The following is a 22,186-nucleotide window of genomic DNA, read 5'->3' as shown; positions in this document are numbered from 1 at the left end:
AAGTACAGCCCGATCCGCGAGAGAAAAAAACCTAAGAACTGCCCGTATTGTCCGGGATTCATCCAACACGCTCAAGCACGCAGGTTGACCGTAGCCGACAAGCTCGCAACTCCCTATAATGCCGCCCCTATGGCTAAACAAAAGAAACACCCCACAGGGACCATCGCGCAAAATAAAAAGGCGCGACACGATTACTTCATCGAGCATCGGTTCGAGGCTGGTCTGGTCCTGGCCGGCTGGGAAGTAAAGAGTCTGCGTGCCAGCAAACTGCAGCTGGTCGACAGCTATGTGCTGCTCAAGGATGGCGAGGCATGGCTGCTCGGCAGTCATATCACCCCGCTGACCACCGCGAGCACCCACGTGATTGCCGACCCGGTGCGCACGCGCAAGCTATTGCTCAATGCCCGCGAGCTCGAAAAACTCGCCGCGGCCGTGCAGCAAAAAGGTTACGCCTGCGTTTGCTTGTCGTGGTACTGGAGCAAGCACTTGGTCAAGTGCGAAATCGCACTGGGCAAGGGCAAGAAGGAATACGACAAGCGCGATACCGAACGCGAGCGCGATTCCAATCGTGAACTGCATCGCGCCGTGCGTAACAAGGGCAAGGAAGAATAACCCTTGCGACGATATAGCCTCGGGCACCTTGCCCGTGGCTACATGCCCTTACGTCGTTCCGCTCGCGCTACACGCTGAACCTCCTGACGCACCTCCTCCAGCACTTCCTGCACATACAACAGGTGACGTGTCGAGACTTCGCGCGCTTGCTCGGCTCGCCCCTCAATGATTGCCAGGTACAAATCCCGGTGCTGGCTGATCAACATGTCGCGAGTCTCTGTGCGTTGCTGGTACATACCGCCGATATTGGTCACCACGTTCCGCTTGAGCAGGTCGAACAAGCCGCGAATGGTGTGCAGCAACACGGCGTTATGACTGGCCTCGGCAATCGCCAAGTGAAACCTCGCATCTGCGGCGCCCTCCTCGACTCGGCTCACCTCATCGGCTCGCGCATAACAATCCTGCAGCGCCTCAAAAGCTGCCGTTAGCCGTTCACGGTCGACCTCCGTGGCGCGCAACGCCGCGTAGTAGGCACAGGAAGCCTCAAGCGTCTGGCGAAACTCTAAAAGATCCCGCTGCGCCTCGGGATTGTTTTCCAATAAATGCAGCAGCGGATCGCTGAAGGTCGAACCCAGGGAATCCACCACATAGTTGCCACCGCCCTGGCGACTGACCAGCAACCCCTTGGCCGCCAGTTTCTGGATCGCCTCACGCAATGAAGGGCGCGACACACCAAACTGTTCAGCCAAAGCGCGCTCGGCCGGCAAGCGCTCGCCTGACTTCAACGTGCCCTCAAGGATCATGCCCTCAAGCTGCTCGACAATGTCATCAGACAAACGGCGCTGACGCACCTGATCAAACCCCATAACTCACTCTCCACGATCCCGACCACTCGCCGGGCCCCCTATTCTGGCCTATCGCTGCGCTTGCAGCACCTATCAGAACGCCTTCGATTCATCCGATCAGATCGCCGTCCATCACACCCTCAGACCAAAGTTTCGCGAGCGGCAAATTGACACACCCCGGCAATGCCTCTTAATCTAGCCAACAGCGAGTGTAAATTGGTATTACCAATTACCCAAGCACACAAACAACAACAAAATCAGGGGCCACCCCATATGCAAACCTGGCAACAGCTCTACAGCCCTCTCGGCAGCCTCGGCTTGTCCGCAATGGCAGCGGTTATTCCCATCGTGTTTTTCTTCCTGGCCCTTGCCGTCTTTCGCCTTAAAGGCCATGTGGCTGGCAGCATCACCCTGGCGCTGTCGATCCTGGTCGCCATATTCGCCTTCCAGATGCCGGTAGACATGGCCCTGGCCGCTGCTGGATATGGCTTTGCCTACGGCTTGTGGCCCATCGCCTGGATCATCGTGGCAGCGGTATTCCTCTACAAATTAACGGTCAAGAGCGGTCAGTTCGAGATCATCCGCAGCTCCGTCTTGTCGATCACCGACGACCAGCGCCTGCAGGTACTGTTGATCGGCTTCTGCTTCGGTGCTTTCCTGGAAGGCGCCGCCGGTTTTGGTGCACCTGTGGCGATTACCGCCGCGCTGCTGGTCGGCCTGGGTTTCAACCCGCTGTACGCCGCCGGCCTGTGCCTGATTGCCAACACCGCGCCAGTGGCCTTCGGTGCATTGGGCATTCCGATCATCGTCGCAGGCCAGGTCACCGGCATTGATGCGTTCAAGATCGGCGCCATGACCGGCCGGCAATTGCCGCTGCTGTCACTGTTCGTGCCCTTCTGGCTGGTGTTCATGATGGACGGCCTGCGTGGCGTTCGCGAAACCTGGCCAGCTGCACTGGTCGCGGGCTTGAGCTTTGCCATCACCCAGTATTTCACCTCCAACTTCATTGGCCCGGAACTGCCGGACATTACCTCGGCGCTCGCCAGCCTGATCGCCCTGACGCTGTTCCTCAAAGTCTGGCAGCCCAAGCGCACCGCAGGCGCACAAATTGCCGGCGCCACCTCCAGCGTAGCGGTCACTTCCAGCGTCGGCGGCTTCGGATTGCCACGCAGCACCGCGGTTTCGCCCTACAGCCTGGGGCAGATTTTCAAGGCCTGGTCACCGTTCCTGATCCTGACCGTGCTGGTCACCATCTGGACCCTCAAGCCCTTCAAGGCCATGTTCGCCGCGGGCGGTTCGATGTACAGCTGGGTCTTCAACTTTGCGATCCCTCATCTGGATCAACTGGTGATCAAAGTCGCCCCCATCGTGACCAACCCGACCGCCATCCCGGCCGTATTCAAGCTCGACCCGATTTCAGCCACCGGCACCGCGATTTTCTTCTCCGCTCTGATATCCATGCTGGTGTTGAAAATTGACGTCAAAACTGGTCTTACCACTTTAAAGGAAACCTTCTTTGAGCTGCGTTGGCCGATCCTGTCCATCGGCATGGTGTTGGCGTTTGCTTTCGTCACCAACTATTCGGGCATGTCCTCGACCATGGCCTTGGTTCTGGCTGGTACCGGCGCAGCTTTCCCGTTCTTTTCGCCATTCCTTGGCTGGCTGGGGGTTTTCCTGACAGGCTCCGATACCTCATCCAACGCTCTGTTCAGCTCATTGCAAGCCACCACCGCCCACCAGATCGGTGTCAACGACACCTTGTTGGTGGCGGCGAACACCAGCGGCGGCGTGACCGGCAAAATGATCTCGCCGCAATCGATCGCCGTGGCCTGCGCCGCCACCGGCCTGGTAGGCAAGGAATCCGACCTGTTCCGCTTTACCCTCAAACACAGCCTGTTTTTTGCCACCATCGTCGGGCTGATCACCTTGGCGCAGGCGTATTGGTTCACCGGTATGCTGGTGCACTGAGACCTGCGCGTAATAGGGTAAGAATCGACGCCGGATAACGATTCCGGCGTCTGCTATTTCTGGAGGACCGATGAGCCTGCCTGCTGCTTTTCTCAGCGACGTCGCACGACTGATCCCGAAAGACCGTCGTTTCGACGACGCACTTTCCACCCTGGCCTTCGGCACCGACGCCAGCTTTTACCGCCTGGTCCCACAGCTGGTGATCCGCGTGGAGTCAGAAGACGAAGTGGTCACACTGCTGCAACTGGCCCAGCGTGATCGCGTGCCAGTGACCTTTCGTGCCGCCGGCACCAGCCTGTCCGGGCAGGCCATCAGCGACTCGGTGCTGATTGTGCTGGGAGACAATTGGAACCATCGCGAAATCCGCGGGCAAGGCACTCAGATACGCCTGCAACCCGGCGTCATAGGCGCCCAGGCCAACGCCTGGCTCGCGCCATTCGGGCGCAAGATCGGGCCGGACCCGGCGTCGATCAATGCCTGCAAGATTGGCGGTATCGTTGCCAACAACGCCAGTGGCATGTGCTGCGGCACGGCGCAAAATACCTACCACACCCTGGCGGGCATCCGCCTGGTACTGGCCGATGGCAACCGCCTGGATACGGAAGACGCCGCCAGCGTGCAGGCCTTCCGCCAGACACACGGCGAGTTGCTTGAACGCCTGGCCACATTGGGCCGTGAAACGAGGGAAAATACTGAACTGGCGGCAAAGATTCGCCACAAATACCGTCTGAAAAATACCACCGGCCTTTCACTCAACGCCCTGGTGGATTTCGATGACCCGCTGGATATTCTCAGCCACCTGCTGGTGGGCTCCGAGGGCACCCTGGGATTTATCAGTGCCGTCACCTACGACACGGTGGTCGATCACCCGAACAAAGCCTCGGCGCTGATCGTATTCCCGGATGTCGAGACGTGCTGCAACGCGGTAACGGTGTTGAAAACCCAGCCGGTCTCAGCGGTCGAGCTGCTGGATCGACGCAGCATGCGCTCGGTGCAGAACAAGCCGGGCATGCCCGCATTCGTACAACACTTATCGGAAAATGCCTGCGCACTGCTGATCGAATCCCGGGCCGCCTCGCCCTCATTACTCCACGAACAACTGACGCTGATCATGGCTTCCCTGGCGGCGTTTCCCGTAGAGAAACAGGTCGACTTCACCGAAGACCCCGTGGAAAACGCTCGCCTGTGGGCGATCCGCAAAGACACCTTCCCCGCCGTAGGCGCGGTGCGCAAAACCGGCACCACCGTGATCATCGAAGACGTCACCTTCCCCGTAGAGCAACTGGCGATTGGCGTGAACCGTTTGGTCGAATTGTTCGATAAACATCACTACGACGAAGCCATCCTTTTCGGACACGCCCTGGAAGGCAATCTGCACTTTGTGTTCACCCAGGGCTTCAACAGCCGCGAAGAAGTCACACGTTATCAAGCGTTCATGGATGACGTCGCGCAGCTGGTGGCGGTTGAATTCGGTGGCTCGCTGAAAGCCGAACATGGCACCGGCCGCAATATGGCGCCGTTCGTCGAGCTGGAGTGGGGCAGCGACGCTTATCAGCTGATGTGGCAACTCAAGCGCCTGCTCGACCCCAACGGCATTCTCAACCCGGATGTAGTGCTCAGCGACGACCCGCAGATCCACCTCAAACACCTCAAGCCCTTGCCCGCCGCCGATGAGCTTGTGGATAAGTGCATTGAGTGCGGGTTCTGCGAGCCAGTGTGCCCGTCAAAGGGCCTGACGTTGAGCCCACGTCAACGCATCGTGATCTGGCGCGATATTCAGGCCAAGCAACGCGCGGGGGTCGACACCACCGAGCTGGAAGCGGCCTACCATTATCAAGGCATCGAGACCTGCGCCGCGACCGGGCTCTGCGCCCAACGCTGCCCGGTCGGTATCAACACCGGTGACCTGGTGAAAAAGCTGCGCAGCCACGAGGCCGACCGTACGAAAACCGCCGAATGGCTTGCCAGTCATTTCTCCACGGCGCTGCAAGGCGCACGCTTTACGCTGCATGTCGCCAATGGTGCACGCATGCTGCTGGGGGCACCGCGCCTGGCGAAGTGGTCAGCCACGCTGACCAAATTGTCCAAAGGCCAGGTTCCGCAGTGGACCAACGCCATACCTCAACCGGAAAAAGCCATTCGCTTCAGCCCTGCGGTATCGGACGAGCGCCCGCGAGTGGTGTATCTGGCCGCCTGCGTCTCACGCGCCATGGGCCCGGCAGCCGGGGATAAAGAGCAGATGTCGCTGTACGATAAAACCCGCCAACTGCTGGAAAAAGCTGGCTACCAGGTGGTCTTCCCCGACAACCAGGACAGCCTCTGCTGCGGCCAACCCTTCGCATCCAAAGGCTACGCCGAGCAGGCCGAACACAAGCGCCAGGAGCTGATCGGCGCCCTGCTCCACGCCAGCCGTGGCGGCCTCGATCCGATCTATTGCGACACCAGCCCATGCACCCTGCGCTTGGTGCAAGAGTTGGGCGACACGCGCCTGGACCTCTACGACCCGGTGCGTTTCATCCGCACCCACCTGATGGAGCGCCTGGACTTCACCCCCCAGGAAGCGCCCATCGCCGTACACGTCACCTGCAGCACCCAGCACCTGGGCGAAAGCCAGGCGCTGATAGAACTGGCCCGGCGCTGCGCAAAAACCGTGGTAATCCCCGAAGGCATTCATTGCTGCGGGTTTGCCGGCGACAAAGGCTTCACCACGCCGGAACTCAACGCCCACTCCCTGCGATCGCTCAGAGATGCCGTGCAACATTGCAGCGAAGGCATCTCCACCAGCCGCACCTGCGAGATCGGCCTGAGCCAGCATGGCGGCATCGACTACCACGGTTTGGTCTACCTGGTGGACCGGGTCACCCGCGCACGCGCTCACTAACCCGGCAAAAAAACAGAACCCTGGCGCGCTGGCGCAGTCATCTGCATAGGCCTCGACGAACGAGGCTCATCAGTGATGTCGCTGGCAGCGGTTAAACGCCAGCAGCGTCGAGCCCTTTTGCGCAAGGAGATACCCTATGAAGCGTTCCGCTCTTGCTGGCTTGTTTATTACCGCTGCGATGCTGGCCTCCCCTGTGTTTGCAGCCGGCAGTGACAAAGACCTGTGCCAGATCAATCTGGATAAAATCAACAACGGCAAGGCCCTGCTGGCCACCGACACCAGCGGCAAAAGCGGCGAAATAGACACCGCCGTTTCCCAGGCCAAGGCCGCCCTCGCGGCAGGTGATGAGAAGAAGTGCATCGAAATCACCTCCAAGGCCCTGCAGGACCTGCAAAACAGCGACAAAGGCGGCCAGTAAGCGATAGGGCCAACCTTCGGGTTGGCCTTCGCTGACCTTTTGGCGTACACTGCACAGGCTTGTCACTCACTAAGAAACAACGAGTTACAAGCACGGGGCCGTTTAGGATTCGACGCCGGTTGCGAAACTTTAGGTGCATGCCGAGTTGGTAACAGAACTCGTAAATCCACTGTTGCAACTTCTTATAGTTGCCAATGACGAAAACTACGGCCAGGAATTCTCTATCGCTGCGTAAGCAGCCTTAGATCCTGAGCTTCTGGTACCTTCGGGTCCAGCAATCACCAGGGGATGTCTGTAAACCCAAAGTGATTGTCATATAGAACAGAATCGCCGTGCAGTACGTTGTGGACGAAGCGGCTAAAACTTACACAACTCGCCCAAAGCACCCTGCCCTTCGGGTCGCTGAGGGTTAACTTAATAGAAACGGCTACGCATGTAGTACCGACAGCGGAGTACTGGCGGACGGGGGTTCAAATCCCCCCGGCTCCACCACTTAAACATCTAAAGACGTCCGCGGACGTCTTTTTTTGTGCCTAGAATCCAGTAAATACGGGGATTTCAGCGCCATCAGCGTCCACGGACGTCCGAGAACAGCCACGCTTCATGGCATTCCAAATGGCATTCCAAGCCCAACAGTGTTAATTTTTGGAATGCCAACCCCATCCTGGAATGCCAATGTGCGCACAAGCGGTTCGCCTCTCTGAGCTCAAAATCAAATCTGCCAAGCCTGCTGAAAAGGACTACGTCCTGTTCGACGGTGGAGGACTTCAGATGCGAGTGAGAAGTAATGGCTCCAAGCTATGGAACTTCAACTATCGACACCCCGTGACGAAGAAGCGGATCAACATGGGCCTCGGTACCTTCCCTGAAGTCTCGCTAGCGCAGGCACGAAAGGGCTCCATTGCAGCGAGGGAAATACTTGCCCAAGGCATCGATCCCAAAGAACAACGAGATGCAGTGCTGCAAGCAAAGCAAGCTGAAACCGAGCACACATTCCAGAATGTCGCGACGGAATGGTTTGAACTGAAAAGGGATGCGGTCACACCAGCTTATGCCGAGGACATCTGGCGCTCATTGACGCTGCATGTATTTCCGGATTTAGCCACCACACAGATTTCAGCCATCAGCGCCCCACAAGTCATCAACCTTCTTCGACCACTCGAAACCAAAGGTAGCCTTGAAACCGTTAAACGGCTGTCACAGCGACTAAACGAGATCATGACTTATGGGGTCAACTCAGGACTGATACACGCAAACCCACTCAGCGGGATTCGCTCCGTCTTCAAGAAGCCGAAAAAGAAAAACATGGCGGCGCTTGCTCCCGATGAACTGAAAGAGCTCATGGTGGCAATTGCGAATGCCAGCATAAAAAGAACTACGCGTTGCCTTATCGAATGGCAGCTCAACACCATGACCCGCCCAGCCGAAGCTGCAACCACGTGCTGGGCCGACATCGACTTCGAGAAGCGTATCTGGACGATCCCTGCCGAGCGGATGAAGAAACGACGCATACATATCGTGCCGCTCACAGATCAAGCACTGGCATTGCTGGAGGCAATCAAACCCTACAGCGGACACCGGGAGTACGTATTCCCTGCGGACAGGGACCCTCGAACCCATTGCAATAGCCAGACCGCCAACATGGCGCTAAAGCGCATGGGCTTCGAAGGCCGACTGGTAAGCCACGGCATGCGCTCAATGGCTAGTACTATCCTCAACGAACATGGCTGGGAGCCTGAGCTAATAGAAGTAGCACTAGCTCACGTCGATAAGGATGAGGTACGCAACGCCTACAACCGAGCAGAGTACATCGAACGCAGACGCCCGATGATGGCTTGGTGGAGTGAGCACATTCAGGAAGCCGCTACTGGCAACCTGTCTCTGTCTGCTATCAGAGAGAATCGAGACAAAAAAGTCGTTTCGATACGATGATTCCAGGCGACTTCCGACATAGAGCTGCCGTTGGCCAGAGGCAACAGTCGGCCAAAAGCTGACATCAAGCGCTAGTATGCCCGGACTGGACCTATGCAATATGCTGGCAAGCGGCTGCTAAGGCTTCTTGCTCGTGGAGGAGACTACGGCTGGTCTTGGACTCGAATTACATCGAAGCCGCCGTCGCAGAAACCGATATTACTGGCCAGTGCTCGATAGAGCTTGGCGAGCCAGTAGTTTGGACCTGACACTTCTTCAAAGTCCTGAGCTCCCTCAATCAGCTTCACTGCAACCCGCCCGGCATCTTCACCCAATCCGTAGGCGCGGCGGAGGGCGGGATATAGTCCCCCCAAATGCTCGAGGCCCATCCGTCTATAACGATCGGCGAGTTTGAGCTCCCTGAAATGCGCCCGTAAATGCTGGAAGGTGAGGAGCGCCATCCCGGCCGGCTGTGTCAGTCGATAAGATAAGATCAGTGCATCCGCTTCCATGCGAGTGTGCACCGTCAGAAACTCTAGGTTTGGGATTAAGTCGTAACAGGGATGCAGGAACATCCGCACTTTTGTCCCTTCCTCCAGGATGCGGTCTCGCTTGCGCGTGTTGCAGACTGCGCAGCTCGGAACGAGATTGCTCGGAAATATCGAGTACTCGGGGTATTGTTCCTTCGGCAGATAGTGATCAAGCGTCGAGGACTCACTGATCCCGCAGAACGGGCACCGTGCGACTAATATCCTGTTCAAGAGATCACCGCGGAGTGTAGTCATCGGCTCGGTCTCCACGTTGTACGCGTGCCGCATCGCTTCCTTCTGCTGATTGGTTAGCGGGGCCTTGTCCAGCTCGCCAACGTCCGGCGCCACATCGTCGTAACCCTGATAGGCGGTGAGGACCTCCGCGCGAGCCGTCTGCATACTTCCTCGCCTTGGTTGGTGCTTGGCCGCGGCAATCTCATCGAATACGTCCGTCGCATCGACGGCGAGCAGTGGAATCGAGCGCATCCGCTACCCCTCCATCTCGTCGCGAATGCTCAGGACATAGGAGCGTGCAGCAAAGCCCAGCTTGCGACCGAACGCCTCCTCGATCTCCTCAAGTGTGTTTCGACGCGCCAGCGCGCTCAGTGTTTCGTGCCAATCGGTGGAGCCGTCGCCAAGATTGAAAACCTCCTGCGTTATTACGCCAATACTCTCCGCGAACGTCTCCACGCTTGGCGTCACTACTCGTGTCTGGTCGGCGACTCGGCGCAGCACCTGGACATATTTCGCCGGAGTTTCCTGCAGGACCACCGGCGAGTGGGTGGCGATGATCGCGTAGCCATCGAAGGTTTCTAGACACGCGCGCACACTCTTGAGAAACGCGGCCAGCAACGGTGGATGGAGGTGGGTTTCGGGCTCGTCGATGAGTACTAGCGTTGGCTCCGAACCCGAGATGTGCGCTGTGAGTTCGGTGACGATTTTAAGGACCACCTTGTGACCACTGCTCAGGCTGCGAAAAAGCTCGCCGAGCTCGTCATCATCGCGATTGGTGTAGATCTGGGTCAGTCCGATTCGCTGGAAAGATGGATCGCGCAGGAGCGGTTTCAGAACCTCCAGCAGGCTCTCCAAGCGATCAGCTTCACGGACGCGCGCTAGTGCCGACAAGAACTCCGACTCGATTTCCGTTGGCGTGCGCAACCGGTAGGCCTGTTCACCGTTCGGCGCGCCATCGTCCGATCTCTCGCGCAGACCACAATAAACGTACCCAAAAATCTCTCCGCGCTCCTGGAGCCTCTCCTTCTCCACCTCTGTGCGCCCCGGAATGACGAAGGTGTCGAACGCGCTGTAGGACACTACGACCACGGTCTTGAACGGCGGCGCGTTCCCGAGAAACCGTCCAGCCGCATTATCCAGCACGTCTTCTTTGCTGCCGTAGCCGTATCCGCTCGCCACAATTGCGAGGTTCGAGAGCAGCCGGGTCTTGCCCGTGCCGTTGTAGCCAATCAGAGCGTTGATACGGTTCGGCAGACGGCCGCGCCGCCGAAAATCGAAGTCGATCGTGAAGGTGTTCGAGCGACGCGCCACCCGCGTCTTAAACTTGACTTTAAAACCTGCACTTCTCCGTTTCGTCGGTAAGGTAGGCCCACGCAGTAATCGTGCGGCGTCACCGAGGGTCCGTTCGGCACCGCCAAAACGCAACAGTGAGACTCGATAGGCTTCGCTGTCTTCGATACTGGCCTTAATCTCGTCGTCGAACGCGACATCTCGAAGGCCTCTGAAATATGGCTCGAAGACGTCGCGTCCGAGTTTGAAGATCGTCTCGTAATAATCGAGGTCTGCACCTAGCGATGCATGACCAGTAGGCAATTCCTTGAAAGGGCGCCTGGGCATCACGGTGTAGCCGCTTGTTTGACCGGTCTCGATTATCTTAATGTTGCCGAGATCAAAGCGTTCATCCGCCGACATATGCAGCGTGACGTGGAACGTTGTCTTATAGCCATAGTCGTCCCAATTATCCTGGACAAGCACTGCATGCGGGTAGTGATTGGTCGTTGGCGAATCGCCAGACCTAAATTGTACTACGAACCTCATGCCAACATTTCCCCAGGATTTAAGCACTTCACTTGCGGATTGGCTGACGGCCTCATCGCTCGAGCCTTACGTGCGCCTTCGAGCACGCCCGGCGCGTGTACATATGACTCCCGTCTCTGCCACTCCGATCCTCGGCTTAACATCCTTTCCCTTGCTCCGCTCAAAGTCCTGAGAGCCCCCATAGACTCTGGCCGAAGTTTATCCTTGCCAAGACTGGCTAACAACCAGACATATTCCCTGATGGAAGAAATGGGCAGGGAGTGTCCGCGTTTGGTTTTCAGTCCTTCACGACAGGCAGAAAGCAGCCCGGAAGCGGACCATGGACATGCTGCTGCTCCACCAGTAATGTGCTGATATGTCATGTCGCTTTTTTCCTCGTTTCAGCATGTCGCGTTTCTGGCACGATACTCGAGTCAAACTAGGAATTACGTATGGACGGGGGCTTTATCAGGCACAAACGGCGGAAACATTACGTCACCTATGTCGTCTATTTATAGTTAGTCATCAGGAGAGGAAGTGAAAGCTCCAGATATTCTTTACAAATATACAACTGCTAGCACTACAGAAATAGTATTAAAAACGGGGCGCTTGAGGTGGCAAAGTCCTTGCCAATTTAATGATGTTAGTGAGCTTCAACGAATGCCAATATTATCTCCAGGCTTCGATGAGTCAAGACCTATTTACGCAAAAAAACTCGTTGAAATTGCTTATTCAGGTATGAATGTCGACCTATCTCTTTATTCCCAGTGGACACAAGAGATTATTGGGTTGCTACGGCAATTAAAAAAGCAAGGGGCACCCCAAAAGTCAGTATTAAAACAACTCGAATCAGTTGTTCCGAAAAGTACAGAAAGCTTAGAAGAGCTCTTTAGAAAAAGTACAGAGCTGAATAACGATGGAACCCTTCGCTGCTTCTGCCTAACTGAAAACGAATTTAACACCTTAATGTGGGCGCACTATGGGGATAGTTATAAAGGTTGCATGCTAGGATTTCAGCATATTAATGAGCTTTCAACTCCATTCGGTGCAGCCGAAAAAGTAAGGTACACCAATGAAGCTCCAATTATTGGCAGCGCTGTTGATTTCTATCTGTATGGCCCTAGCCCAAAGCAAAATAAAGAAACAAGACTGGCTATATATCATACAAAAACAAAAGACTGGGAATACGAAAAAGAGTGGCGGGTCATTCACAAAATAAACCCTGTCAAAGATACTCTCTATACGGATTTTAAATTCTACCCCAATGAATTAAAATCAATTACGTTTGGTTTAAAACTGAGCCCTGAAATCAAAGCTGAAATATTGAAACTAGTCTCTTCTCGGTATGCTCATTGTGAGCTCTATCAGCTAGAAATGATTGGCGGAGTAATACGTCGCATGGAGTATACCAGCTAACAAGGCGCTTAAGACGTTCGCTCCAATCTGGTGAAACCAACCCTTAGCTTAAATGGTTCGGTAATCAACACATCACCAAGGAGGCCTTAATGGCTGACTGAACGAGCCCCATGAAAGATAGAACACCGTTTCCTCCTTATGATAAGGGTTAGGCAAACTGTTAAGCTTATGGCCGATACTGTTAAAAAAGTCGGCCATGGTATCCACGACAGAAAAGTACGCGCTTGAGATCGAACCTCCTGCGGGTGAACGTAGACGTTCGCCGCCGAGCAGCGTAACGTGATGCCACAAAGCCAGCCCTAGTCGTTGAGCTTGCAAGCTGTTGGCTTTCAATATCGGAATACGAAATCACCAATTCAACATTATTTTTAGAAAATGGAGTTAATAGTGGATTTTAAGGCAGCTCGATTAAATGCTTATCATCAATGGCCTCAAGGCACAAAGTTTAAAGCTGAAGAAAAGTTTGATTCGTGCTTAGAACGAAATGACAACAGCATCCCTTTCAAAACTGCGAAGCTAGGCAAACCTTTGGATAATAACCAAAGTATTTATATTGGCCACTATCTAGACGGTCTAGAAGCGCTACCGCGTCGTCCAGATTACATGTTTGACCATTGTTTCAGGGTTATTGATAGCTCCTCCCAGATACGCTATCCAAAAAAAGGTTTAAAAGGCGTAGCGCAAGGTCTGGGTAAAGAGTTAATTAAATCGGCCCCTGCGCAGTGGAAGGTTATTACGGATAGTCTTTGCCGCAACTTGCCCTCCCCAACATTAATGTACATTGTTAAACGAATGTGTGAATCGTATGTGCCACAAAACGATGCAAACAAGCAGTTTTATGGAAGGGTGGTTGACTGCACTGGAAAACAATTTTACGACGAATTTATAAAAAAGTTCAGTATCGATAAGTCGAAAAAAATTACGCCAATCCCATCTGGCGAGCTACTTCAATCAGCTTCCAGTTTCATGCGGCTTTATCTGTCGGGCGTAGTAGGTACGCAGAAAAGACGTAATATTTCTCCAGTTCTTGACCTCACAAACCCCAACAATGTTCCTACCGATGCCCGCAGGATAGAGTTCTTGCTCTCGATATGGTTATTCACCATGCGAAATGAACGAGCCCATGGATCAGCATTGAGCCCATTTAAAACGAGTAAGTCTTCATTGGAACGATATGAGAGTTACTATTTCTCCATGCTCGCGTGTTACATATTTTCTCTCGGAGCATTGAGTCTTTCGGACCCCCATATGATCAAGGTATCGGAAATCGAATCATGCAGTGTATCCAACACGGCTTTACAGAATATTTTCTTCACACGAAGTTGAGTAAACTGCAATAGGGCGTAGATCCCGACGTGGGTGAGTGCTGCCTGACCACGAACGGAGGCTTTTGGCCGATTCCTGCCTCTCACCGAGGGCAACAATCGGCCAACAGCGGACACTGCACTAAGTCCGCTTTCGACCGATTGTGTTGAAAAAGTCGGCTTGCCCAAAACGCTCGAATACTGATGGGTGAAAAGACCTTTTTTGCACGCTGCTACGTGAAATCCGAGTCCTGAACCTACTGCCAAAAATTCAGATTTCAATCTCAGACGCGTACTTTTCTGCCGTGGAATTCAAAGTCGACTTTTTCAACAGAATCGACCCATAGCGGACGTTCATACACAGGACTGAGCGTCGGGAACGAAGCCTGAGCGCGCCAGATGCGAAATAGACTAGCCACGACTTTCCCGAAATAGTCGCCATCCTTGCTTTAGCTAACAGGTGTTTTTCTGATGTGTTCATGCCACTATTCGCTATCGGCATCGCGCCAGCGTTGAATCTGCATGGCAGCAGAAAAAGGTTAATTTACGATGAGTAGAAATGCTATCAAGAGTCTTGTTGCAATTGCTGTAATTGTATGCGTCATTCCGATTGGTATTTATGTTTACTATATGTGGCACCGCTTTGGGTTTACTGAAATATCAAAGAGTAATGCTGACTGGGGAGGATTCGGATCATACCTTAGCGGAATCCTTTCGCCGCTATTTACGCTTATGTCGGTCGCTTTCGTATATTATTCAATTCAGCAAAATAACAAAAATCATTTATCTGAAATGAATTACCTGACAGGCCAGCAATTCATTAGCAACATCGAGTCACTGTCAAATGCATTCAATGAAAAACTTAAAAGTGAATTCAATTCAAGTCATCCAATGGTCTCAGATATAGTTATAAGCATCTATGCTGATAGCGCTGAAAGCATTGGGGGAGATGGGGGGACCGAGGGTGATCGCAGTACGTCTTCCAGCACACAACAGCTCAAGTTGGACAAAGAGAGGAAAAGCTTGGCCAAGCTGCTTGATGACTATGTGTATTTCAGGGATCCTAGTAAGGCGTTTCATTGGCAGTATTTAAATTTTTTGAGTGCGATAACCTATGACTTATTCAGGACGTTTGCAACAACAGTGGAGTACGCGTCCAAGATAAAGGACGAAAAACAGAAAGAAGGAGCAGTTCGTATATTTGATGCAATTACTGATAGTAATAAGGTTACGGCGCTGATGCATTTGTTGGCAGATAGATTGGTAGAATCTTCCTACTCTCGGGCAGATACGTGCGAACTGGAGGGGGTCTTCGAGCATATTGTTAATCTCTCTGAGCATTCAGATAACCTTAAATTTTCGAGCGTTCCGTATTTCAAACAACTCCTGAAAGAGCTGATCGGGAATGGATTTAGTCAACTTGGCGATGGCTCAGCGTTCGCCTTCGATGATTCTTCCTATGTGTGCGTATTGATGGCTGATGAGCAAAAGGATGTTAGAGCCAGCCTTATTCTTGACGGCAACGAGGTTGAAATAAATGGTCATAAAATAACCATCAGCGCAATTCTTCGAACTCCTGTATTTTGGGGCGCGGACATTCATGTCGACTACCGTCAGACCGAGAACAACTATCTTGCATCGGTAGAGTTAATCGATGGAACTGGAATATCAGCAGCTCTGGGTCGAAAGCTTCCAGTGTATTTGATGACTTTCACGCTGGTGGGTAAGCTGTTCAAATTGATACGAGTCGAGATATTTGAGGGTGAAGCTTGAATCGATTCGACTGGCCACTTTTGGCCGATAACTGACTTTCTAATTGGAAAGGCCGAGCTGGAATGGCTGATAGGCAGCTAGTACGCTTGAGTCCCTCTAATGAGAGCCATGGCGTTTTCATCGTACTGATAGTGGCCGTAATTACACTCTAAGATCTGCCCTATCTTGGGTTCAAAGTTAATAGCCATCAATCGTCCTTAGAGCTGGATTGCTGCCAGAATTCATGATGCTACAGCGCCACGCATTCCGCGCGAAGGAGTGCTGGGCATATCCATGCGATGGGTTGCTGCGAAGGTTGCGTGAGCGAGTGACGCCCGATTAGCGCCCCATGAGTGGGTAGTGCTCGATGCGACACGGATGCGGGTGGCCGTCGCACTTGCAAATCCCATCCAGATACCGGTAGTCAATCTGCACCGACTGGCCTTTTCGAGGCCATTGCCGACGCGGGAGGGTGTTCTGGTAATCGGTGGTTTCCGGGGTGAAGGTGACCGTCGAGCCTTGCTGGGGACATTGCGTGGTGGGGGAGGTCGGGGCGACCTTGAGGATCCGCCCCTGCAGCTGTGGATACGGTTGTTTCAAGACGTTGACGATCTGTACGTCCAGCCGGCAAATCTGCCAGCTCGCCGCGTGGACGGGGCTGCACAGGGTGGTGAGCGCAAGGGCCAGCGCTGCGTATGTTTTCATGGGTTAAATGTCCAGATCCTTGGAACAAGCAACCTGGCAAAGCCCTGAACTTCCGTCAGCTTCTGGCTGACTTAGTCCTTGGCGCCGGGTCAGATGGGGAGTGGTAGCACTATGCCAATTACCCAGCGGCCAATACAAGTCTTATGACTTTAATGTTCCCCTGTGGCGAGGGAGCATGCTCCCGCTGGGCTTAGAGGGTCTTCAATACCCCCCAGTAAACTGGACGGCGAGAGGGGGCCTATAGGGATATAGGTGTAAGCAATAAGCCAGAATGACTTTAGATATGCAGTCGCATGCTGTGAGCCTCGACTATCGGGCTGAACCAGAACCGCGCCGGCGGTCCGCTTTTGGCCGTTTTCTGCCTGTCGCCAGCGACCGCTTATGACCAAGGCAGGCATACAAATTTGCAAACGAATGCAGCGCTCGAAACAGAGCAATATCTCCCCGTCAGCATAAAGCCCACGTCTATTCACTAAACGAAAGGGCACTGATTTGACGTAGAAGTTCGACTTCAAAAGGGCATCTGCGTTATTACATAGCCTGGGCCGACTTCTGCTGATAACTCATCGCTACGCTGAGTCTTTTACTAACGTACCGGACGCATATTCGATTCGAAAAAATCTCAATCACACATCACTGCTTTGACATCCCACCATGGAGCTTCGAACCATGTCATTGCAATGCCCTTGCTGTCATTCCCCCAAAGTCGCTTCTTTCCATCACGCAATGAAAATCGGCGCCGCCATTGGCACCCTCGGCGGCGCAGCTCGTGGCGCCAGCGCCGCACTTGCTGGCTGTCAGGCAGGGGCGCTAATCGGCGCTGCAGCCGGGCCTGTCGGCATCACCCTCGGCTCGGTATCAGGCGCAATCCTTGGTGGCCTAGCCGGCAGTGTCGGCGGCTGTGCACTCGGCGCTCAGCTGGGTGATTCGCTAGATCGTCACGTACTCGCCCACAACCTCTGCTTGCTCTGCGATCACCGCTTCAACCTACCTGCCTAAACCATTTCACCTCACTCATTAATCACGTCCGGAAAGTGCTGCGCGATGCGCAGCATTTATGCCGGCTTGCACCCTAGGGAATCGTCAACATGGCTCACCAAATCGAAAACATGGCTTACATCGGCACGACTCCTTGGCATGGCCTGGGCAGTCGTCTCACCGAAAAACAATCGCTGGAAGTCTGGCAACGTGAAGCTGGGATGGACTGGAAGATTCTGGAAAGCCCAGTTCATTTCAAAGCGGACGCTATCGGTTATCTGGGCAGCATTCACTCCTTCCCAGAGCAGAAGGTACTATTTCGCTCTGACACCAAAGCCCCACTGTCCGTCGTGTCACAGCGCTACCAAGTGGTCCAGCCCCGTGAGGTGTTGGAATTTTACCGAGATCTGACCGAGCGCTCAGGCTATGAGCTGGAAACCGCTGGCGTGCTAAAAGGTGGCCGCAAGCTCTGGGCGCTGGCGCGCACCGGGCAATCGATGGCTCTCAAAGGCAACGACGTTGTGAATGGTTACTTGCTGCTGGCCACCTCCTGCGACGGCACACTTGCCACCACCGCAACACCGACCACCATTCGCGTGGTCTGCAACAACACACTGACCATTGCCATCAATGGCGCCAGCCAGGCGATCAAGGTGCCACACAGCACGCGCTTCGATCCTCGCACCGTCAAACAACAACTGGGCATCACCGTCTCGCAATGGGACGACTTCATGTACGGCATGCGCACACTCGCCGTCCGCCCCGTAAAAGACCATGAGGCCAAGGCGTATTTGCGCAGTGTGTTATGTGAAGTGCAGACCGATAAGCCTGAGCACACCGGTCTCTCGAATGAACGCGCCTTAAACAAAATACTGAGCATGTATGAAGGACATGGCCGAGGCGCCGAGCTGGAATCCGCCAAGGGCACCGCCTGGGGTTTGCTCAACTCAGTCACCGAGTATGTCGATCACGAGCGACGGGCGCGCAGCAATGAGTACCGCATGGACGCGGCCTGGTTTGGCCAGGGTGCTGCCATCAAACAACGCGCACTCGACACTGCCCTTCGATTGGTAGCCTGACTCTGCTCTCCACCACTGCTGCTTGAGCACTCTCCGCTCAAGCAGTTTTATGCCTGAAGGAAATCACGATGAATGTAATTCGCTTTATTGGCTTACTTTTTCTGTTTTTCGGAATACTGGCCAGCTGCGTCTTGGCAGTTTTGCTTGTGTTCATCCTGGTGCGATTTTGGCCTTTGCTGATCGCAGTGGCGTTCTCATGCATGATATTTGAAGTCATCACCAGGAAGGCAGGGACAGGGCACCTAAAAAATTAGTCTGAGGGCTCAGCAAAAAGCAACTCATCCAGCCGACTCATCAGCTCCACGCGCCTGAGTGGATGAAGCTTATGAAACTTGGCCAGCAACTCCGCCTCATCATCCTCAACGGCATAAAAAAATGCTGCCGGTACGTTGAGCACCTTGCTCAAACGCTCGACAAAGTCAGGAGCTGGAACCCGCTTTCCCAGCTCATAGCGATTCATGCGAGTACTCGCAGACATCTCATCCAGGCCAGCATCCAGCCCCAATCGCTCCTGCGATAAGCCAGCCTGCATGCGGGCCTGCTTTATGCGCTTTCCCAAGACTGACATGCACACAATCCATTTACCAAAGCGGCATCGTGATTGCTTGTCTTTCGCTCGATACTACCGTTTTGGTAGTATCGGGATGAGCCTCGCCCCCAGCGAGTCCCTTAGACGAGGCAAACCCCTCGGATGTGCATCAAGACTTCACTCATTCTTAGCTTTGCAAGGAAGGCCCTCATGAAACGCTCAACGCTTGTCCTACTCCCTTTTTTGATGATTCTTGGCAGCGCGGTACACGCTCAAGACGATGTAGCAGCGTGCTCTCTAATTCGGATAGATCAGTACTATGGGTTGAAAGAATGGGATTGCCGCGTTCCAAACACCCCGGTCAGAATTAGCAACATCTACACGGACAAGGAGGGTCAGAAGCGTGTAGAGAGCATCAGCAGCCAGCAAAATGCTATGTGTGATGATCAGGGAGTTTGTTCAAATTCGGGTAATTTTGCGGGAAATGCGCCAGCAGGAAGTTATCACTACACCTTCGGCTGGTATTTGGGAACGGATACTCAAGGTAATCCAGTATCGTATAAAAGTGGAACAGGGCCGGGATTTGGCGGAAAACACTTCAGAAGCGTTAAAAAATCTATAGATGCTGGATTAGATAAAACTCTACCTGATGTAGTTTGCATGCCGACTGCCAGCTTTAATTGCTCAATTGACAACAAAGAAATAGAAGATGAAAAGTTGCCTAAATACCTTCCAGTGGTAAATGAGCAAGACGTAAAAAACTCTGGGGGCAGCTGTCAAAGCACTCCACTGTGCTTCGATAAACACATGAAGCTTTTGGGATTAAACAATAAATACTTTAAATAACTCATTCTCAAAAAATACATCCCGAACCAAGCTAATACGCACCCAATCAAACATCAGCTTGCCTTCGGGATTTTCGTGCTGGCACAAAGAACAATAACACTAATGAAATTTCACTAAGCGTAAAGCCTGAGCGCTTCAACCTAGAGTTAATGACGTAATCCGACACAAAGTTGATATTCCTCGAATATAGTGTGTATGTTGCCGACCGGGTATGAGGTTCGATACGGCATGCACAACTTGGGCGGAGCTGAAAACCTCGTCGGATCGCCGCTTAACGGAGCAACCTGCTGACTCAGCTCGACACCATGAAATATTAGCCCCGAGCGAGGATAGCGAAAACCATGCCCTCCGCACCACCTGCCCGGGTAGTGTCATGCACAGCGCGTCCTACGTGTATGCGGCACTCATAACTGTATTCACAAATAGCAAGGCCGAAATCCGCGTGAACGGGCATCTTGTAGGAGTGAAAAGCTCTTGCCATATAGGAACAATGTTCCCAATATGGCGCTAGACCGAACGAAGCAGACCCAATAGTGAGGGGGAAGGACGACATGACCATCAAAAAGCAAGCCAAACCTACTGAAGCATTTCTGAGTTTCGAGGTTTTCTATAACGGCGAGCTGTTTCAAACCGTCGAGTTTTCCAGCCTTCGCAAGTGCAACAACTGGCGCGAAAAGAGTCTAGAGACACCATTTCTTTATGTTATCAAAACTCCTAACTGCAACCGTGAGAGCTGTATCGAGCTATCCAAGCGCTACTTCGCAACAAAACACCGCGTCTATCCAGATCTATTTGAGCGCCCTGAGTGGGATGCCGTGACCGAGGCAGAACTGCAACAGCTTGCAGATACTCGCATTGTGCGGGAAACCCGCGAGCGCACTGGCGTACCGCTTTCTGTCCAAGTCGGCAATGGTAAATACGATGTCACCATCGTTCACTTTGAAAAGCCAATGCGTGACCGGGTTGAGATCATCAAGGGAGGCTTGAGCCGCGAAGAAGCTTACGAATTTATTCGCAACTACGATACCGATGGTGCCACCAAAGAAGTAACACCAGCGGAAGAGGAAATGATGAATCAAGACAATCGCCAGCAGCTGATTCTGACCACCTTGCTGAACACTATCAAACCCGAAAAAACTGGCTGGAGAGAAATCATTAAGGCCATTGAAGCACTGCACGTGATCAAGCCAGACGGCTGGATAGAAGTGCGTGACGTGCTTCAATACGCCTTGGATCAGGGCCGCATCGCTCGCCCTAAGTTTGATCCGCATGCCGATGACGAGTATTACTTTGCAGTTACCCCGGCTACCCCAGCCTCAAAAGGAATACGGTAAGCGGAACACCACTCACGAAATCGGCACCGCTGTTTCGCAGGAAGAAATCCGCGGCTAAACGCTCAGCTTTTGCAGCAAGAGTAACACTGCGGCCGAGTTGCATAGCGGGCATTTGACGTGAGATCAGCCACATTGGGCTTAAACGTGACGCCCTAGGCTCATAACAACCAGCGGCACCAATGCGATCCTTCATTAGGGGCCGATAATTACCACCCATCCGGGATACGGGACTAGAGACGTGTACCCTCGAATGCCAGACGCCTCGAGCCATGATCCCACCCCGACCTATCTGCGAGGCCTTCTCGAAACGGCAGGCATCACCCAAGAAGCAGCTGCGACCGCACTCGGCATCACTGACCGAGTCCTGCGCTACTACTTGAGTAGCCAAGAATCGGCCACCTACAGACCAGCGCCCTATGCAATCCAATACGCACTTGAGCAGCTGGCGGCATACGCTGTTAAGAAACGAATCGTTAAACGAGCTTGAGCTTCTACGCGCCCCACCAATCATCCCACCCCGCTAGATATGGGCCAAGAAACTTGGGCCTCAGAACAGAAAGTCAGATCCGCGGCCCTCAAAACATCTCTTACTCAGTCTCATTCAGGCAATGCTCGATCTCGGCATTCAGCTTTTTTCTGCCACAGCAAGTGTTTTGTGGTAGCGGTAAACGCTATCGCCTTCCTAAACAAGGACACAGTGCTGCTGGAGCCACTCCTGAAGTCATCAAACCATGCGTAGAGGTGGTCATTTTCATGCACGAGATTCCACCTCGCAGGCAGTTAGCAATTGCGGCAGTGCACCACCCACGACTATATCGGTCACAATGACACAGCGGCGAGCCCCCCATCGCACTACGTTTTGAGCAGCAATAAACTCTACGCCCCCTCCTGTCGATAAGACTCCCTTCATGAACACGGAGATGCTACCCTCCGGCACTGTATGAAAACACAGTACAAAGAGAGGCATTTATGGGCAGCACTTGCTCCTAATCTCGTGCGGGGGTACTGATGGAAAATTTCTAGCCCCTAGCAAACCACCCCGCCAACTATGGCCATTAGCTCCTGCGCTCGGACACCCAAGCCAGAACGTCTTTAATGCTTAATGAT

At 53.6% G+C, this 22,186-nt stretch carries 17 protein-coding genes and 1 other RNA gene; 13 read left to right on the top strand and 5 right to left on the bottom strand.

Annotated elements, in window-relative coordinates; genetic code table 11:
* Positions 1-129: 129 nt before the first annotated feature.
* The gene (gene smpB, locus KVH01_RS25595; RefSeq protein WP_014719962.1) at positions 130-612 is read left to right on the top strand and encodes an SsrA-binding protein SmpB; all 483 of its coding nucleotides are present in this window, start codon (positions 130-132) and stop codon (positions 610-612) included.
* Between the two features lie 38 nt (positions 613-650).
* On the opposite strand, the gene KVH01_RS25590 is transcribed toward smpB, so the two are convergent.
* Positions 651-1,418, bottom strand: coding sequence for a GntR family transcriptional regulator (locus KVH01_RS25590; RefSeq protein WP_034117836.1), 768 nt, complete (start codon positions 1,416-1,418; stop codon positions 651-653).
* Positions 1,419-1,670: 252 nt separating this feature from the next.
* Between KVH01_RS25590 and KVH01_RS25585 the strand changes: the two genes are divergently transcribed.
* The 5 genes from KVH01_RS25585 (at position 1,671) to KVH01_RS25565 (ending at position 8,596) form a co-directional block, all read left to right on the top strand.
* The gene (locus tag KVH01_RS25585; RefSeq protein WP_217883352.1) at positions 1,671-3,365 is read left to right on the top strand and encodes a lactate permease LctP family transporter; all 1,695 of its coding nucleotides are present in this window, start codon (positions 1,671-1,673) and stop codon (positions 3,363-3,365) included.
* 70 nt (positions 3,366-3,435) lie between these two features.
* Entirely contained in the window at positions 3,436-6,246 is a 2,811-nt protein-coding gene (locus KVH01_RS25580; RefSeq protein ID WP_217883351.1) for an FAD-binding and (Fe-S)-binding domain-containing protein, read from the top strand.
* Positions 6,247-6,382: 136 nt separating this feature from the next.
* The gene (locus tag KVH01_RS25575; protein ID WP_043048402.1) at positions 6,383-6,664 is read left to right on the top strand and encodes a hypothetical protein; all 282 of its coding nucleotides are present in this window, start codon (positions 6,383-6,385) and stop codon (positions 6,662-6,664) included.
* A gap of 94 nt (positions 6,665-6,758) precedes the next feature.
* Positions 6,759-7,156: a transfer-messenger RNA gene (gene ssrA, locus KVH01_RS25570) on the top strand.
* Between the two features lie 183 nt (positions 7,157-7,339).
* Entirely contained in the window at positions 7,340-8,596 is a 1,257-nt protein-coding gene (locus KVH01_RS25565) for an integrase domain-containing protein (protein WP_217883350.1), read from the top strand.
* Between the two features lie 143 nt (positions 8,597-8,739).
* On the opposite strand, the gene KVH01_RS25560 is transcribed toward KVH01_RS25565, so the two are convergent.
* Both KVH01_RS25560 and KVH01_RS25555 read right to left on the bottom strand, forming a co-directional pair.
* On the bottom strand, positions 8,740-9,591 hold the full coding sequence (locus KVH01_RS25560; RefSeq protein ID WP_217883349.1) for an HNH endonuclease: 852 nt from the start codon (positions 9,589-9,591) through the stop codon (positions 8,740-8,742).
* A 3-nt stretch (positions 9,592-9,594) separates the two neighbouring features.
* Positions 9,595-11,157, bottom strand: coding sequence for an AAA family ATPase (locus tag KVH01_RS25555; protein WP_217883348.1), 1,563 nt, complete (start codon positions 11,155-11,157; stop codon positions 9,595-9,597).
* Positions 11,158-11,673: 516 nt separating this feature from the next.
* On the opposite strand from KVH01_RS25555, the gene KVH01_RS30500 reads away from it, so the two are divergent.
* From KVH01_RS30500 to KVH01_RS25540, 3 genes are all read left to right on the top strand, one after another.
* Complete coding sequence (locus tag KVH01_RS30500) at positions 11,674-12,552, top strand: DUF2971 domain-containing protein (protein WP_217883347.1); 879 nt, start codon at positions 11,674-11,676, stop codon at positions 12,550-12,552.
* 387 nt (positions 12,553-12,939) lie between these two features.
* Positions 12,940-13,878, top strand: a complete 939-nt coding sequence (locus KVH01_RS25545) for a hypothetical protein (RefSeq protein WP_217883346.1) — start codon at positions 12,940-12,942, stop codon at positions 13,876-13,878.
* A gap of 527 nt (positions 13,879-14,405) precedes the next feature.
* A complete protein-coding gene (locus KVH01_RS25540) occupies positions 14,406-15,629 on the top strand; it encodes a hypothetical protein (protein WP_217883345.1) in 1,224 nt (407 codons plus the stop codon).
* Between the two features lie 318 nt (positions 15,630-15,947).
* On the opposite strand, the gene KVH01_RS25535 is transcribed toward KVH01_RS25540, so the two are convergent.
* The gene (locus tag KVH01_RS25535) at positions 15,948-16,313 is read right to left on the bottom strand and encodes a hypothetical protein (protein ID WP_217883344.1); all 366 of its coding nucleotides are present in this window, start codon (positions 16,311-16,313) and stop codon (positions 15,948-15,950) included.
* Positions 16,314-17,039: 726 nt separating this feature from the next.
* Here KVH01_RS25535 and KVH01_RS30100 point away from each other — a divergent pair.
* Together KVH01_RS30100 and KVH01_RS25530 are read left to right on the top strand one after the other, a co-directional pair.
* Complete coding sequence (locus KVH01_RS30100; protein ID WP_225924366.1) at positions 17,040-17,312, top strand: hypothetical protein; 273 nt, start codon at positions 17,040-17,042, stop codon at positions 17,310-17,312.
* A gap of 89 nt (positions 17,313-17,401) precedes the next feature.
* A complete protein-coding gene (locus KVH01_RS25530; RefSeq protein ID WP_217883343.1) occupies positions 17,402-18,370 on the top strand; it encodes a DUF932 domain-containing protein in 969 nt (322 codons plus the stop codon).
* A gap of 250 nt (positions 18,371-18,620) precedes the next feature.
* Here the strand turns inward: KVH01_RS25530 and KVH01_RS25525 are convergent, their stop codons facing one another.
* Positions 18,621-18,938 (bottom strand): helix-turn-helix domain-containing protein, encoded by a 318-nt coding sequence (locus KVH01_RS25525; protein WP_217883342.1) that lies wholly within the window; start codon positions 18,936-18,938, stop codon positions 18,621-18,623.
* A 171-nt stretch (positions 18,939-19,109) separates the two neighbouring features.
* Between KVH01_RS25525 and KVH01_RS25520 the strand changes: the two genes are divergently transcribed.
* Together KVH01_RS25520 and KVH01_RS25515 are read left to right on the top strand one after the other, a co-directional pair.
* A complete protein-coding gene (locus KVH01_RS25520) occupies positions 19,110-19,745 on the top strand; it encodes a hypothetical protein (RefSeq protein WP_217883341.1) in 636 nt (211 codons plus the stop codon).
* A gap of 551 nt (positions 19,746-20,296) precedes the next feature.
* Complete coding sequence (locus tag KVH01_RS25515) at positions 20,297-21,079, top strand: hypothetical protein (RefSeq protein ID WP_217883340.1); 783 nt, start codon at positions 20,297-20,299, stop codon at positions 21,077-21,079.
* Positions 21,080-22,186: the final 1,107 nt, after the last annotated feature.

The organism is Pseudomonas khavaziana, from assembly GCF_019145205.1.
GTDB classification, from domain to species: Bacteria; Pseudomonadota; Gammaproteobacteria; order Pseudomonadales; family Pseudomonadaceae; genus Aquipseudomonas; species Aquipseudomonas khavaziana.
Note: the sequence above shows the minus strand (reverse complement) of the source record. Positions and strands in the feature narration are given on the sequence as shown.

Coding starts and splice junctions, on each gene's coding strand:
- smpB (WP_014719962.1), top strand. CDS start 130: ATGGCTAAACAAAAGAAACACCCCACAGGGACCATCGCGCAAAATAAA.
- KVH01_RS25590 (WP_034117836.1), bottom strand. CDS start 1,418: ATGGGGTTTGATCAGGTGCGTCAGCGCCGTTTGTCTGATGACATTGTC.
- KVH01_RS25585 (WP_217883352.1), top strand. CDS start 1,671: ATGCAAACCTGGCAACAGCTCTACAGCCCTCTCGGCAGCCTCGGCTTG.
- KVH01_RS25580 (WP_217883351.1), top strand. CDS start 3,436: ATGAGCCTGCCTGCTGCTTTTCTCAGCGACGTCGCACGACTGATCCCG.
- KVH01_RS25575 (WP_043048402.1), top strand. CDS start 6,383: ATGAAGCGTTCCGCTCTTGCTGGCTTGTTTATTACCGCTGCGATGCTG.
- KVH01_RS25565 (WP_217883350.1), top strand. CDS start 7,340: ATGTGCGCACAAGCGGTTCGCCTCTCTGAGCTCAAAATCAAATCTGCC.
- KVH01_RS25560 (WP_217883349.1), bottom strand. CDS start 9,591: ATGCGCTCGATTCCACTGCTCGCCGTCGATGCGACGGACGTATTCGAT.
- KVH01_RS25555 (WP_217883348.1), bottom strand. CDS start 11,157: ATGAGGTTCGTAGTACAATTTAGGTCTGGCGATTCGCCAACGACCAAT.
- KVH01_RS25540 (WP_217883345.1), top strand. CDS start 14,406: ATGAGTAGAAATGCTATCAAGAGTCTTGTTGCAATTGCTGTAATTGTA.
- KVH01_RS25535 (WP_217883344.1), bottom strand. CDS start 16,313: ATGAAAACATACGCAGCGCTGGCCCTTGCGCTCACCACCCTGTGCAGC.
- KVH01_RS30100 (WP_225924366.1), top strand. CDS start 17,040: ATGAAAATCGGCGCCGCCATTGGCACCCTCGGCGGCGCAGCTCGTGGC.
- KVH01_RS25530 (WP_217883343.1), top strand. CDS start 17,402: ATGGCTCACCAAATCGAAAACATGGCTTACATCGGCACGACTCCTTGG.
- KVH01_RS25525 (WP_217883342.1), bottom strand. CDS start 18,938: ATGTCAGTCTTGGGAAAGCGCATAAAGCAGGCCCGCATGCAGGCTGGC.
- KVH01_RS25520 (WP_217883341.1), top strand. CDS start 19,110: ATGAAACGCTCAACGCTTGTCCTACTCCCTTTTTTGATGATTCTTGGC.
- KVH01_RS25515 (WP_217883340.1), top strand. CDS start 20,297: ATGACCATCAAAAAGCAAGCCAAACCTACTGAAGCATTTCTGAGTTTC.